15 protein-coding genes, 1 tRNA gene and 1 rRNA gene are annotated in these 13550 nt (G+C 41.5%); 6 read left to right on the top strand and 11 right to left on the bottom strand.

Annotated elements, in window-relative coordinates; genetic code table 11:
• Positions 1-254: 254 nt before the first annotated feature.
• Both ABE954_RS20810 and ABE954_RS20815 read right to left on the bottom strand, forming a co-directional pair.
• Positions 255-330: transfer RNA gene (locus tag ABE954_RS20810), tRNA-Glu, on the bottom strand.
• 142 nt (positions 331-472) lie between these two features.
• Positions 473-2013, bottom strand: a 16S ribosomal RNA gene (locus ABE954_RS20815).
• Between the two features lie 586 nt (positions 2014-2599).
• Here ABE954_RS20815 and ABE954_RS20820 point away from each other — a divergent pair.
• Positions 2600-3145 (top strand): gamma carbonic anhydrase family protein, encoded by a 546-nt coding sequence (locus ABE954_RS20820; protein WP_042847528.1) that lies wholly within the window; start codon positions 2600-2602, stop codon positions 3143-3145.
• On the opposite strand, the gene ABE954_RS20825 is transcribed toward ABE954_RS20820, so the two are convergent.
• The 5 genes from ABE954_RS20825 to dprA are packed head-to-tail and all read right to left on the bottom strand — an operon-like array spanning position 3121 to position 6430.
• On the bottom strand, positions 3121-3381 hold the full coding sequence (locus ABE954_RS20825; protein ID WP_042847529.1) for a DUF1488 domain-containing protein: 261 nt from the start codon (positions 3379-3381) through the stop codon (positions 3121-3123). The genes ABE954_RS20820 and ABE954_RS20825 overlap by 25 nt on opposite strands.
• Positions 3378-4196 carry a shikimate dehydrogenase gene (gene aroE, locus ABE954_RS20830; protein WP_042847530.1) on the bottom strand — a complete coding sequence of 273 codons (819 nt, stop codon included), beginning with the start codon at positions 4194-4196 and terminating at the stop codon, positions 3378-3380. The genes ABE954_RS20825 and aroE overlap by 4 nt, the downstream gene beginning before the upstream one ends.
• 5 nt (positions 4197-4201) lie before the next feature.
• Positions 4202-4771, bottom strand: a complete 570-nt coding sequence (tsaC, locus tag ABE954_RS20835) for an L-threonylcarbamoyladenylate synthase type 1 TsaC (protein WP_048605774.1) — start codon at positions 4769-4771, stop codon at positions 4202-4204.
• 12 nt (positions 4772-4783) lie between these two features.
• Positions 4784-5323: a type I DNA topoisomerase gene (locus tag ABE954_RS20840; RefSeq protein WP_206227423.1), complete on the bottom strand. Its 540-nt coding sequence runs from the start codon at positions 5321-5323 to the stop codon at positions 4784-4786.
• A 30-nt stretch (positions 5324-5353) separates the two neighbouring features.
• A complete protein-coding gene (gene dprA / locus ABE954_RS20845) occupies positions 5354-6430 on the bottom strand; it encodes a DNA-processing protein DprA (protein WP_129467306.1) in 1077 nt (358 codons plus the stop codon).
• A gap of 133 nt (positions 6431-6563) precedes the next feature.
• On the opposite strand from dprA, the gene def reads away from it, so the two are divergent.
• The 5 genes from def (at position 6564) to mscL (ending at position 11345) form a co-directional block, all read left to right on the top strand.
• Complete coding sequence (gene def, locus ABE954_RS20850) at positions 6564-7082, top strand: peptide deformylase (protein WP_129467307.1); 519 nt, start codon at positions 6564-6566, stop codon at positions 7080-7082.
• A 32-nt stretch (positions 7083-7114) separates the two neighbouring features.
• On the top strand, positions 7115-8062 hold the full coding sequence (gene fmt / locus ABE954_RS20855) for a methionyl-tRNA formyltransferase (RefSeq protein ID WP_129467308.1): 948 nt from the start codon (positions 7115-7117) through the stop codon (positions 8060-8062).
• Positions 8063-8130: 68 nt separating this feature from the next.
• On the top strand, positions 8131-9417 hold the full coding sequence (gene rsmB / locus ABE954_RS20860) for a 16S rRNA (cytosine(967)-C(5))-methyltransferase RsmB (RefSeq protein ID WP_048605773.1): 1287 nt from the start codon (positions 8131-8133) through the stop codon (positions 9415-9417).
• 33 nt (positions 9418-9450) lie between these two features.
• Positions 9451-10827, top strand: a complete 1377-nt coding sequence (trkA, locus tag ABE954_RS20865) for a Trk system potassium transporter TrkA (RefSeq protein ID WP_042847541.1) — start codon at positions 9451-9453, stop codon at positions 10825-10827.
• A gap of 107 nt (positions 10828-10934) precedes the next feature.
• Positions 10935-11345 carry a large-conductance mechanosensitive channel protein MscL gene (gene mscL, locus ABE954_RS20870; RefSeq protein WP_042847544.1) on the top strand — a complete coding sequence of 137 codons (411 nt, stop codon included), beginning with the start codon at positions 10935-10937 and terminating at the stop codon, positions 11343-11345.
• Here mscL and ABE954_RS20875 read toward each other — a convergent pair whose 3' ends face one another.
• The 4 genes from ABE954_RS20875 to rpoA form a co-directional block, all read right to left on the bottom strand.
• Positions 11346-11546 (bottom strand): alternative ribosome-rescue factor A, encoded by a 201-nt coding sequence (locus tag ABE954_RS20875; RefSeq protein ID WP_042847548.1) that lies wholly within the window; start codon positions 11544-11546, stop codon positions 11346-11348.
• A 35-nt stretch (positions 11547-11581) separates the two neighbouring features.
• Positions 11582-11998 carry a Zn(2+)-responsive transcriptional regulator gene (gene zntR / locus ABE954_RS20880; RefSeq protein ID WP_042847794.1) on the bottom strand — a complete coding sequence of 139 codons (417 nt, stop codon included), beginning with the start codon at positions 11996-11998 and terminating at the stop codon, positions 11582-11584.
• A gap of 135 nt (positions 11999-12133) precedes the next feature.
• Positions 12134-12520 carry a 50S ribosomal protein L17 gene (rplQ, locus tag ABE954_RS20885; RefSeq protein WP_004907152.1) on the bottom strand — a complete coding sequence of 129 codons (387 nt, stop codon included), beginning with the start codon at positions 12518-12520 and terminating at the stop codon, positions 12134-12136.
• A 37-nt stretch (positions 12521-12557) separates the two neighbouring features.
• Positions 12558-13547: a DNA-directed RNA polymerase subunit alpha gene (gene rpoA / locus ABE954_RS20890; RefSeq protein WP_004265491.1), complete on the bottom strand. Its 990-nt coding sequence runs from the start codon at positions 13545-13547 to the stop codon at positions 12558-12560.
• Positions 13548-13550 lie beyond the last annotated feature (3 nt).

A 13550-nucleotide genomic window follows, 5' to 3' on the forward strand; every position in this document is an offset into this window, starting at 1 on the left:
ACGCTGCGCTTGCTGTGCGCTAGCCGCCTTGAATTTCACACTGCTCGCTCATGCCACTCGTTTGTGTGTTTGAAAAACACTTCAAGTTGAGATTTTTGAGAGACTCTCACATTGTTTAAGCGATAAACAATGTGCGTTATTTTCAATTTTCAGCTTGTTCCAGATTGTTAAAGAGCATAATTGTTAAACCAACTACAACGTAATTGGCTTAATCATTATTGGGGACATCGTCTTTCACTCGATATCGGCGCAATTGGCGTCCCCTAGGGGATTCGAACCCCTGTTACCGCCGTGAAAGGGCGGTGTCCTAGGCCTCTAGACGAAGGGGACACGAAAATTCAATTGCAAAACACCGTTTTGCTATTTTCGTGTAAGTCTTATCCTTTCGAATAAGTCTCCCACGTAAAGCCATTGCTCTACTTTCTATCAGACAATCTGTGTGAGCACTTCACTTCAAAAAACACTTCAATGGTAAGGAGGTGATCCAACCGCAGGTTCCCCTACGGTTACCTTGTTACGACTTCACCCCAGTCATGAATCACAAAGTGGTAAGCGCCCTCCCGAAGGTTAAGCTACCTACTTCTTTTGCAACCCACTCCCATGGTGTGACGGGCGGTGTGTACAAGGCCCGGGAACGTATTCACCGTAGCATTCTGATCTACGATTACTAGCGATTCCGACTTCATGGAGTCGAGTTGCAGACTCCAATCCGGACTACGACGTACTTTATGAGTTCCGCTTGCTCTCGCGAGGTCGCTTCTCTTTGTATACGCCATTGTAGCACGTGTGTAGCCCTACTCGTAAGGGCCATGATGACTTGACGTCATCCCCACCTTCCTCCGGTTTATCACCGGCAGTCTCCTTTGAGTTCCCGACCGAATCGCTGGCAACAAAGGATAAGGGTTGCGCTCGTTGCGGGACTTAACCCAACATTTCACAACACGAGCTGACGACAGCCATGCAGCACCTGTCTCAGAGTTCCCGAAGGCACTAAAGCATCTCTGCTAAATTCTCTGGATGTCAAGAGTAGGTAAGGTTCTTCGCGTTGCATCGAATTAAACCACATGCTCCACCGCTTGTGCGGGCCCCCGTCAATTCATTTGAGTTTTAACCTTGCGGCCGTACTCCCCAGGCGGTCGATTTAACGCGTTAGCTCCGAAAGCCACTCCTCAAGGGAACAACCTTCAAATCGACATCGTTTACAGCGTGGACTACCAGGGTATCTAATCCTGTTTGCTCCCCACGCTTTCGCACCTGAGCGTCAGTCTTTGTCCAGGGGGCCGCCTTCGCCACCGGTATTCCTCCACATCTCTACGCATTTCACCGCTACACATGGAATTCTACCCCCCTCTACAAGACTCTAGCTGACCAGTCTTAGATGCCATTCCCAGGTTAAGCCCGGGGATTTCACATCTAACTTAATCAACCGCCTGCGTGCGCTTTACGCCCAGTAATTCCGATTAAACGCTTGCACCCTCCGTATTACCGCGGCTGCTGGCACGGAGTTAGCCGGTGCTTCTTCTGTCGGTAACGTCAATCGTTGATGATATTAGCATCAACGCCTTCCTCCCGACTGAAAGTACTTTACAACCCTAGGGCCTTCTTCATACACGCGGCATGGCTGCATCAGGCTTGCGCCCATTGTGCAATATTCCCCACTGCTGCCTCCCGTAGGAGTCTGGGCCGTGTCTCAGTCCCAGTGTGGCTGATCATCCTCTCAGACCAGCTAGGGATCGTCGCCTAGGTGAGCCATTACCCCACCTACTAGCTAATCCCATATGGGTTCATCCGATAGCGCAAGGACCGAAGTTCCCCTGCTTTGCTCCTAAGAGATTATGCGGTATTAGCCACCGTTTCCAGTGGTTATCCCCCTCTATCGGGCAGATCCCCATACATTACTCACCCGTCCGCCGCTCGTCATCGGGAAGCAAGCTTCCCCTGTTACCGCTCGACTTGCATGTGTTAGGCCTGCCGCCAGCGTTCAATCTGAGCCATGATCAAACTCTTCAATTAAAAAGCTTGATGCTCAAAGAATGTTTACTGTCGCCTGATTTCCGAAGAAACCAGATTACCTATTAGTTCATATATATGAATTAACGTGTTAGTCACTCTTCAAGACTTAAAATCAAATATTTTTTTGATAGTGTCCTGTGAGTGCCCACACAGATTGTCTGATAAATTGTTAAAGAGCGTTGCGACATTTCTTTTGGAAATTTGACTCAGTTTTTATTAACTTAGGTCGTTGTCGCGAGGTGTCGTATATTACGTTTTTTATTTAGAAAGTCAAGCGTTTATTTTCAACTTTTTCTTTCTCACCTCTGTTATCACAAGGCTTCGAGGTTTTCTTCGAGCCGGTTTATCGTGACAACGGATGCGCATTATAGGGAGGTATTAGAATTACACAACCTTTTTTTTAAAAAAAAATGCCGTTTGGGGATAAAATCATCACTCTGTGTTTTTTAGCTTCATTATGGTTATAAAAAAAGCTAATTTCTGCCTATAATTCTACTTTAATGAAACTTGTTAGGTACTCCCATTGTTGATGAACTAACTATTTTAGTTTCTAACCTTTATATTGATATTTTTAATGGTCATAGAAATGAACAAACTTTTACGCCCTTATCTAGGAATATCCCCTTCTGTCGAACCAAGTGTCTTTATTGACCCTTCCGCAGTTGTGATTGGAGATGTACGTTTAGCTAATGATGTCAGTATTTGGCCACTTTCAGTTTTACGTGGTGACGTAAATTATATATCTATCGGCGCAAGGACTAACATTCAGGATGGTTGTGTTTTGCATGTTACTCATAAATCAAGCAGCAATCCTACTGGTAACCCGCTAATCATTGGCGAAGATGTCACCGTAGGTCATAAAGTGATGCTACATGGCTGTACTATAGGAAATAGAGTGCTAGTTGGAATGGGCTCAATTATCATTGATGGGGCTATCATCGAAGATGATGTCGTTATTGGTGCTAACAGTTTAGTGACTCAAGGGAAAAGACTCGAATCTGGCTACTTATATACGGGAAGCCCAGCAAAAGCCATCCGAAAATTGACTGATGCTGAGTTAGGCCATTTACGTTATTCAGCAAACAACTATGTCGAATGGAAAAACAACTATTTAGCCTCTGATAATACGTAAAGACCATGTGCGCCATCGTGGCCTTGTTCAATCAAGGCTTCAAACTCTTCTTCTATATCCCATCGATGCTGCTGAAATAACCTCAGAGGAGTTTCTTCTTTACCATAGCGTTGAAACAATAATGACTGAGGAACTGCACATTCAGCAAGCATTCCGCTAATCAATACAGGAAAACGTACTTGCTTGGATAATTCATCCCACTCTTCTCTATCAGGAAATTGAATTTGCTGGTTCACCCTTTCAATTCCTTATATAAAGCAGATAGAACTGGCGTAATTTCAGGGAGAACACCATGCCATAGCTTAAAAGAAAATGCAGCTTGCCCTACAAGCATACCAAGGCCATCCGCTATTTTTGTCACCTGATGTTCACATGCAAAAGATAAAAATGGCGTCAATGTAGATTGATAAAACATATCGTAACAAGCAACTTGTTTGGTAAATATCAGTGAGTTTATTGTCGGGATATCACCACTTACACCCGATGAAGTTGCATTAATAATTAGATCAAAATCAGGAGAGGTGATCTGTTCGATCTGCATCCCTTTTATGTTACCTAGTGAAGAAAACTCATTAACTAATGTTTCTACTTTGGCATACGTTCTATTCGTTAGAGTAATGTTACATCCATATTCCAAGAGGGGGAGTAGCGCTCCCCGAGTTGCCCCACCAGCTCCGATCATTAGTATCTTGCTATTCGGATGAATAAATTCTAAGCGTTGGAGGTCTAACAATAGGCCCATGCCATCGGTATTATCACCAAGCAGGCGGTTATCATCTAACTTCATCACAGTATTAACTGCGCCACAGGCTTGGGCTCTTTCCGTTAACTCAGAAACAAGCTGATATGCCCTTTCTTTAAATGGCAAAGTAATGTTTGCACCTTTCCCCCCCTGAGAAAAAAATTCGGCTAAACTGAGCTCAAAGTTATCTACAGGCGCTAAAATTTTTTCGTATTCAAGTAGTATACCTGTTTGCTCCGCAAACATTTTATGTATAGATGGTGATTTACTGTGTTGAATCGGGTTACCAAAAACCGCAAACATTTCCATGAACATTACCCTTTACGATACAATTGACCCGTTTTAGCATCCCTAATTTCAGATGGGTTTTGGCGACCGCCAACCACCCCATCCAAAACAGGAATACTTTTGTTGAATTGAGCAATAACCTCATTTGTTGTTCTACATGGCTCTAGCCCACTTAAATTAGCGCTTGTAGACACCAACGGTTTACCATATTCACGACATAATTTTTTTACTAACTCGTGAGTAGTAACCCTCACCGCTAAAGTATCAAATTGGCCAGTTAACCACTTTGGTGTAGAGGCTTTCGCGGGTATCACCCAGGTTACAGGGCCCGGCCAAGTTGCGAACATCGCTTGCTTTTGCTCTTCCGTGAGTTGTTTATCATCAACATAGTCTTTTAATTGTTCGTAACTATCAGCAATCAGAATTAAACCTTTCTCCCAAGGGCGTTGCTTTAGTTCTAATAACTTGTTGACTGCATTTTCGTTATCAGGGTCGCAACCTAATCCAAAAACAGCTTCCGTTGGATAGGCAATAACTTCCCCTTTTTGTAATGAAACAATAATACTTTCAATTGCAGGTGTAGATTTATTTGGCATAGTTTTAACTCGTTATTCTTCTTGTTGCTTACCGCAACGTTTACTGGCACAAAATAATCTTACTCCTTGTCCCCCCTTTTTTTCCATCAATAATGGATATTCACAATACAAACATTTACCAGTCACAGGTTTATTATTTAATATAAACTGACAGTTAGGGTAATTATCACAAGCATAAAAAGTCTTCCCAAAACGGGATTTTCTTTGCAATAAATTTCCTTTTTGGCATTGTGGGCATGAAATTTTAGTTTCATCCGGCTTATCAATTAGCTCAATATGTTCACACTCAGGGTAGTTACTACAACCTATGAACATGCCAAATCGGCCTTGTTTCAGCACTAAATCATGACCACATTTCGGACAAGATTGCCCGTCTAAAACTTTAATGATATGGCTTTCCACCATTGCCCTAAGTGGGCGCATATAATTGCACTGAGGATAACTTGAGCAACCTAAAAAAGGGCCGTGTGTACTATTACGGATCACCAATATAGAGTTACATTCTGGGCAATATTCATTTTTTTCTGTATCAAAAGGCAGCTGTTTCGACATATCATTCTCTACTTTCTTTAGCCGATAAAGCTAAGTTAATCTAATATACCCACCAGCACTTGAGCAAATCACTCCATTAATTTCCATTTCAGTTAAAATAGAAATCACTTGAGTGATTGGGACTTGTGTTTGTTCTGCAATCACATCAACTGGTGTAGGTTTGTACCCCACCATACCTAAAATTTTATTTTCTACCACATTAAACTCAAGTGGGTTTTCATTTATAGGTAACTCCGTTTGAATCCAATTTAACCCATCAACTAAATGCTGCAAAACATCATTTGGTTCTATTAATAAATAAGCCCCCTGTTGTAATAACCAATGATTCCCTCCAAACGCAGGGTTACCTAATGGAGCAGGTAATGTAAAAAGATCACGATTTTGTTCAATTGCATATCGCGCTGTTATTAATGAACCACTTTTCATACCTGCCTCTATCACAACAACTGCTTTACTTAACCCACTAATGATACGATTTCGCTGCGGAAACTGCTTGGGTAATGGGGGAGTGCTAGGCCAGTATTCGGAAATTAGTGCCCCATTCATTTTAATATGCTCAGCTAACCCATAATGTTGTTTTGGATAAATATTTTCTAGACCACTTCCCAGAACTGCGATGGTTTTACCATCATTGTCAAGCGCAGCTTTGTGGCTTATTCCATCAATACCGATTGCAAGCCCACTCGTGATAGTCACCCCATGCTGCACAAAGTCTTTAGTAAATATATTGGTCCATTTTCGACCATATTCGCTAGCTTGCCGGCTACCAATTAAAGCAACCTGTGGCGTTGCTAACAATTCACTTTGCCCTACCACAAAAAGTAATAGGGGAGGACGATAAATTTGCTTTAAGAGATGTGGGTAATTAGGGTCAAGATAAGTAATTAATTGATGATTTTGATTAGCGAGCCATTTTTGTACTTTTTCGATTCGATTCATTGGAACATGAAGAAATTGCAATTGCTGCATCTCATTCAGACCACTGTCTCGTAAGGCTTGATGACTAACCTTATCTAACAGGGTTAACTCATTAACTATTTTTACTGCACGCTGAGGTAATAGCTTTTTTACCTGTGACATTCTCAGCCAGATTTCTTGAGTATTCATTTTGTCATCCTGACTAAATTAGTAAATAGGTTCTTCAGTGAACAAATGATAACCAATACTGTCAATATGACGGAGAAATGTCTAGAATAGTCATTAATTCCCATTCACTTTTTGGAAACTGCTCGAAAAATTTATGTCAGTCTTAAACGTGTTACATTACCCAGACGAACGCTTACGCACAATTGCTAAGCCGGTCGAAAAAGTTGATGCCTCTATTCAGCGCATCGTTGATGATATGTTCGATACCATGTATGAAGAAGAAGGTATTGGGCTCGCAGCAACACAAGTCGATATCCACCAGCGTATTATTGTTATTGATGTTTCTGAAACCCGTGATGAACGTCTAGTACTTATTAACCCTGAATTATTAGATAAATCAGGAGAAACTGGTATCGAAGAGGGTTGTCTTTCTATTCCTGAACAGCATGGGTTTGTGCCGCGAGCAGAGCAAGTAAAAGTTAAGGCTTTAGATTACAACGGAGAGTCTTTTGAGCTTGAAGCGGATGGTTTATTAGCTATTTGTATCCAACATGAAATGGATCACCTTGTTGGTAAGCTGTTTGTTGATTATTTATCCCCTTTAAAACGTCAACGCATCCGCCAAAAAGTTGAAAAACTGGATAGACAAAGAGCAAAAGAGGCTAAAAAATAGCTAGCTTGGTAACTATAAACAGGGAAATTAACGTGTCAGAACCATTAAAAATTATCTTTGCGGGTACTCCGGATTTTGCTGCTAAACATTTAGCCGCGCTTTTAGAAACGAATCACCAAATTGTTGGTGTACTTACTCGCCACGATAAACCTGCGGGTAGAGGGAAAAAACTAACACCAAGTCCGGTTAAAGTTCTAGCTGAAGAGCACCAACTTCCTGTTTTTCAACCTGTATCGCTTCGAGATGCTGAAAATCAACAATGGATCAAAGAAAGAAACGCAGACCTAATGATCGTCGTTGCCTATGGGTTAATTCTGCCACAAGCTGTTTTAGATATTCCTCGTTTAGGCTGCCTAAATGTTCACGGCTCTTTACTACCTCGTTGGCGAGGAGCTGCTCCTATTCAACGTTCTATTTGGGCAGGTGATGCTGAAACGGGCGTCACTATTATGCAAATGGATGCAGGTTTAGACACAGGTGATATGCTTTATAAGGCAATTTGCCCGATTACCCCCCACGATACAAGTGCTACATTGTATGAAAAGCTAGCGATAACTGGCCCACAAGCATTGATCCATACCGTAGATATGTTGTCGTTAGGCCAATGTGTCCCAGAAAAGCAGGATGATTCGCTGGCTAATTATGCCGAAAAATTATCTAAGGAAGAAGCGCGTATTGATTGGCAACAAGATGCCAGCCACATCGAACGCTGTATCCGCGCATTTAACCCTTGGCCTATGAGTCATTTTACGGTTGAAGAGCAGCTAATCAAAGTATGGCAAGCTGAAGTAATCTCTGGGACTCACAATAAACAGCCAGGAACAATCATTAGCGCCGATAAAAAAGGGATAAGCATTGCCACGGGTAATGGCATACTGAATATCACTCAGTTACAACCACCAGGCAAAAAAGCAATGAGTGCGCAAGATATACTAAACTCCCGTCGTGAATGGTTTACTCCAGAGCAAATTCTAGATTAATAAATCTGTAAACTGCCTGATATCATCAGGCAGTTTTATTTTAGCAACTACAAAGTTCATCTTCTTTTATGAAAAATACATATAATTTGCGAAGTATCGCAGCAACAGCAATCAGTCAAGTTCTTGATAATGGACAATCCTTAAATACTGTGTTGCCCGATTTACAACGCAATATCAATGATAAAGATAAAGCACTATTACAAGAGATTTGTTTTGGTGTCTTACGTTACTTACCTAAACTAGAATGGTTCATTGGCCAGCTTATGGAAAAACCATTAACAGGTAAGCAAAGAGCGCTTCACTACCTCATCATGGTGGGTATTTATCAACTTCTTTATACTCGAATTCCGGCGCATGCCGCATTGGCGGAAACAGTCAATGGCGCTGTTGCCTTAAAACGCCCACAACTAAAAGGGCTGGTTAATGGGGTTTTGCGTTCATTCCAGCGCCAACAAACACAATTAGAAGAACGCATTGCTAACAACAATAGCCAGTATTTACATCCGAGTTGGTTATTGAAACGCATACAAAATGCCTATCCTGATGAATGGCAATCAATCACAGATGCAAATAACCAACGCCCACCTATGTGGTTAAGGGTCAACTCTCAGCACCATACCGCAACTCAATATCTTGATTTACTCAAACAGGCTGACATAGCTGCGGATGTACATGCCACGCATACCAGTGCTATTCGTTTGCATGAACCAACCGCAGTTTCTAAACTACCAGGCTTTGAAGAAGGTTGGTGTACAGTGCAAGATGTGTCCGCTCAAGGTTGTGCTGAACTATTACAACCCCAAGATGGTGAAAGCATCCTAGATTTATGTGCAGCACCTGGTGGGAAAACAACACATATTTTAGAGTTAGCGCCAAAAGCGAAAGTACTCGCGGTCGATATTGATGATGCTCGCCTTAAAAGGGTAAAAGAAAATCTAACACGGCTACAACAACATGCAACAGTTGTTCAAGGTGATGGTACTCAACCAGAAAAATGGGCGAAAGAACAGCAATTTGACCGCATTTTACTAGATGCACCTTGCTCTGCAACCGGTGTAATAAGGCGCCATCCTGATATTAAATGGCTACGCCGTGATACTGATATCAATGAACTTGCACAGCTACAGGCTCAAATACTTGAAGCTATTTGGCCTTATTTAAAACCAGGCGGGACTTTGCTATATGCGACTTGTTCAATTATGCCTGAAGAAAACAGCCAGCAAATAGAAAATTTCCTAACTAAGCATACTGATGCATGCCTAAATGATGGAACCAAATTAGGGTTACAAATATTGCCAACTACCGATGGTGGTGATGGCTTTTTTTATGCACGCTTAATAAAAAAAGTACAATAATAAGTCGTTAATTACCTGATATAGGAATATGCAATGAAGATCATTATTCTAGGCGCTGGGCAAGTTGGTGGGACACTTGCTGAAAATTTAGTTGATGAGAACAATGATATTACAGTAGTTGATACAGACGGAGATCGCCTACGTCAGCTACAAGATCAGTTTGATCTGCGTGTCGTTAATGGCCATGGCTCTCATCCTAGAGTCCTTCGTGATGCTGGAGCCGAAGACGCAGACATGCTAGTTGCCGTCACTAACTCTGACGAAACAAATATGATTGCTTGCCAAATTGCATATAGCCTATTTAATACACCTAATAAAATTGCTCGTATTAGGGCAACCGAATATATTCGTGAAGCGGATAAGCTCTTTCTACCTGAACAGATCCCTATTGATTATTTGATATCGCCAGAGCAGTTAGTGATAGATTACATTTATAAATTAATCCAATATCCAGGTGCGCTCCAGGTCGTTAATTTTGCGGAAGGTAAAGTCAGCATTGTGGCAGTAAAAGCCTATTATGGGGGATCACTTGTAGGCAACGCCTTATCCAGTTTACGTGAACACATGCCTCATATCGATACTCGTGTCGTGGCAATATTTCGTCAAGACAGACCAATCCGCCCACAAGGCTCAACTATTATTGAAGCGGGTGATGAGGTATTTTTCGTCGCTTCAACACAACATATCAGAGCAGTCATGAGTGAACTACAAAGACTGGAAAAACCTTATAAACGTTTAATGATTGTTGGCGGTGGTAATGTTGGTGCAGGTTTAGCTAGAAGGCTTGAAAAAGACTACAGTGTAAAATTAATTGAGCGAAACCAACAACGTGCAACAGAACTTGCTGAGTTATTGCATGATACTATCGTTTTTTATGGTGATGCATCTGATCAAGAGTTACTAACGGAAGAACACATTGAACAGATGGATGTATTTATTGCTCTTACAAATGACGATGAAGCTAATATTATGTCTGCCATGCTAGCAAAAAAAATGGGCGCTAAAAAAGCAATGGTACTTATTCAACGCTCAGCTTATGTTGAACTTGTGCAAGGTGGGGTTATTGATATTGCAATTTCACCACAGCAAGCGACAATTTCAGCTTTATTAAGTCATGTGAGAAAAGCCGATATCGTGAATGTTTCATCATTAAGAAGAGGTGTTGCTGAAGCAATCGAAGCAATTGCACACGGCGATGAGAATACATCTAAAGTTGTTGGTAAAAAAATATCAGAGATTAAACTTCCGCCAGGTACAATTATTGGGGCAATAGTTCGCGAAGAAGAAGTAATTATTGCTAGCGATTACCATATTATTGAACAAGGCGACCATGTCATCATGTTTATTACAGATAAAAAACATGTCCCTGATGTTGAAAAACTATTCCAGCCAAGTCCATTCTTTTTATAAAAAATAAAAATGTATAAATATTTGTAGCTTATTAATTCTAGCGACTATAATTTGTTAACCTAATACACATTTTGTTTCAATTAAGGTATTTATTAAGGGGTCATCGAATGAGCTTTTTAAAAGATTTCCGTGAATTTGCCATGAAAGGCAATGTAGTAGATATGGCTGTCGGTATTATTATTGGTGCTGCTTTCGGTAAAATTGTATCTTCTCTAGTTGCTGATGTCATCATGCCTCCACTAGGTTTAATCATCGGAGGTGTTGATTTCAAATCATTTAGTATTGTTCTAAAAGAAGCGCAAGGTGACTTACCAGCCGTAGTACTTAATTATGGGATGTTTTTACAAACTGTATTTGACTTTATTATTGTCGCCTTTGCTATTTTTATGGCAATTAAAGCAATGAATAAAGTTCGCCGTGCAAAAGAAGCTGCTCCAGCTGAGCCTGCACCACCATCAACTGAAGAAGTCTTATTATCAGAAATTCGTGATTTATTAAAAGAACAGAATAAAAAATAACTAAAAGGCCAGTGGTAATAAGTAAATAAACCTATTACCACTGGCCTCCCAGTTACCTGCCTTATTATTTTTCCCTTTTCTTGTATAACTTCCTTTACCTTTTTTATTTTTCTCAACTCTTTGACGAAATAATGGGTCATGAAGTAATGCTACAATTGCATTATCTTTAATCTCACCACGCTTATGTTGATATTTACTCATGATATACCTTCATATAATTAGTGGGTTTTATATCCTTAATAAACTTTAGAAGCACCTTTTTCTAAAATCTCCATAATTGAACAATAGGTTGTTGCATGTTCCTCACCACAACATGCTGAGCTAAGCATCTTCAGTGAATCGCGCATAATAATAAGCTCTTGTATTTTTTTTTCAACTTCTAGTAACCTAACATCAACAATTTGCTTGGATTCTTGGCATGTATGATGTTCCGGATCAACTCTTATTGAAAGTAACTCTGCAATAGCATCCAAAGTAAACCCTAACTGTTTTGCATAGCGAATAAAGCGTAATCGCTGCAAATCCTGTTCTGTAAATAGCCGATAGCCACCTTCAGTTCTTATTTTATGTCCCATCAAACCTTGTTTCTCATAAAAACGGATGGTGTCTGGAGTGACATCAGCTAATTTAGCTATTTCGCCAATCTTATACATACTCATGAACGCTTACCTATAAATAAGGGTTAACAACAAAAAATTCAAGAGCACAAAATCTGCTTTGGAAAAGTAAGAATAGCAGGTACAAAAAAACCGGGCAATATACCCGGTTTTCTTGAAAGCGACGACAGATTACTCTGCTGCTGCTTCTTGAGACTCAACAGCACGGTCAACAAGCTCGATGTAAGCCATCGGAGCATTGTCACCTGTGCGGTAGCCACACTTAAGAATACGAGTGTAACCACCTGCACGAGCTGCGAAACGAGGTCCCAGTTCATTAAATAATTTTGCAACGATCTCGTTATCACGAGTACGTGCGAATGCCAGACGACGATTAGCTACGCTGTCGGTCTTGGCAAGAGTAATCAGCGGCTCAACGACGCGACGCAGTTCTTTCGCTTTAGGCAGAGTCGTCTTGATGATCTCATGACGAACTAAAGAACCAGCCATGTTACGGAACATAGCTTGGCGGTGGCTGCTGTTGCGGTTCAATTGACGACCACTCTTACGATGGCGCATGACCTTATCCTTCTCAGTAAAACCTTAACCTGTGATCTTAATCATCAGCAATACTTGCTGGTGGCCAATTTTCTAAGCGCATGCCCAGAGAAAGACCACGAGATGCCAAGACGTCCTTAATTTCAGTAAGAGATTTCTTACCGAGGTTAGGCGTTTTAAGCAACTCAACTTCTGTACGCTGTACCAGATCACCGATGTAGTGGATAGCTTCTGCTTTGAGGCAGTTAGCAGAGCGGACAGTCAATTCCAGATCGTCAACTGGGCGCAGTAAGATAGGATCGAATTCTGGCTTCTCTTCTTTAACTTCCGGTTGACGTACATCACGTAAATCAACGAATGCTTCAAGTTGTTCAGCTAGAATGGTCGCTGCACGGCGAATCGCCTCTTCAGGATCGATTGTACCGTTAGTTTCCATTTCAATAACTAACTTATCCAAGTCCGTACGTTGCTCAACACGAGCTGCTTCAACATTATAGGCAATACGCTCTACTGGGCTGTAGCAAGCATCGACTAACAAACGACCGATTGGGCGCTCATCTTCTTCCGAATGAACTCGGGCAGAAGCCGGCACATAACCACGACCACGCTGTACTTTAATTCGCATATTAATAGATGCGCTTTCGTCAGTCAGGTGGCAGATGATGTGCTGTGGCTTGACGATTTCGACATCACCATCATGGATGATGTCGGCTGCAGTCACAGGGCCAATGCCAGATTTATTCAAGGTTAAAATAACTTCATCTTTCCCCTGAACTTTTACCGCCAGCCCTTTCAGGTTGAGGAGAATCTCCAGGATATCTTCCTGTACACCTTCTTTGGTGCTGTACTCATGCAGTACACCATCAATCTCAACCTCTGTCACCGCACAACCCGGCATAGACGAAAGCAGAATACGGCGCAGTGCGTTACCAAGAGTATGGCCAAAGCCACGCTCTAAAGGCTCAAGGGTCACCTTAGCGTGCGTCGAACTCACTTGCTCGATATCTACCAGGCGCGGTTTTAGAAACTCTGTCACAGAACCCTGCATTGT

The organism is Providencia sp. TYF-12 (assembly GCF_041344805.1).
In the GTDB taxonomy this organism is placed as follows: domain Bacteria; phylum Pseudomonadota; class Gammaproteobacteria; order Enterobacterales; family Enterobacteriaceae; genus Providencia; species Providencia huashanensis.

What these genes read in the sequence shown, in the direction of transcription:
- ABE954_RS20820 (WP_042847528.1), top strand. Translation starts at nt 2,600, where the DNA reads ATGAACAAACTTTTACGCCCTTATCTAGGAATATCCCCTTCTGTCGAA.
- aroE (WP_042847530.1), bottom strand. Translation starts at nt 4,196, where the DNA reads ATGGAAATGTTTGCGGTTTTTGGTAACCCGATTCAACACAGTAAATCA.
- tsaC (WP_048605774.1), bottom strand. Translation starts at nt 4,771, where the DNA reads ATGCCAAATAAATCTACACCTGCAATTGAAAGTATTATTGTTTCATTA.
- ABE954_RS20840 (WP_206227423.1), bottom strand. Translation starts at nt 5,323, where the DNA reads ATGTCGAAACAGCTGCCTTTTGATACAGAAAAAAATGAATATTGCCCA.
- dprA (WP_129467306.1), bottom strand. Translation starts at nt 6,430, where the DNA reads ATGAATACTCAAGAAATCTGGCTGAGAATGTCACAGGTAAAAAAGCTA.
- def (WP_129467307.1), top strand. Translation starts at nt 6,564, where the DNA reads ATGTCAGTCTTAAACGTGTTACATTACCCAGACGAACGCTTACGCACA.
- rsmB (WP_048605773.1), top strand. Translation starts at nt 8,131, where the DNA reads ATGAAAAATACATATAATTTGCGAAGTATCGCAGCAACAGCAATCAGT.
- trkA (WP_042847541.1), top strand. Translation starts at nt 9,451, where the DNA reads ATGAAGATCATTATTCTAGGCGCTGGGCAAGTTGGTGGGACACTTGCT.
- mscL (WP_042847544.1), top strand. Translation starts at nt 10,935, where the DNA reads ATGAGCTTTTTAAAAGATTTCCGTGAATTTGCCATGAAAGGCAATGTA.
- ABE954_RS20875 (WP_042847548.1), bottom strand. Translation starts at nt 11,546, where the DNA reads ATGAGTAAATATCAACATAAGCGTGGTGAGATTAAAGATAATGCAATT.
- zntR (WP_042847794.1), bottom strand. Translation starts at nt 11,998, where the DNA reads ATGTATAAGATTGGCGAAATAGCTAAATTAGCTGATGTCACTCCAGAC.
- rplQ (WP_004907152.1), bottom strand. Translation starts at nt 12,520, where the DNA reads ATGCGCCATCGTAAGAGTGGTCGTCAATTGAACCGCAACAGCAGCCAC.
- rpoA (WP_004265491.1), bottom strand. Translation starts at nt 13,547, where the DNA reads ATGCAGGGTTCTGTGACAGAGTTTCTAAAACCGCGCCTGGTAGATATC.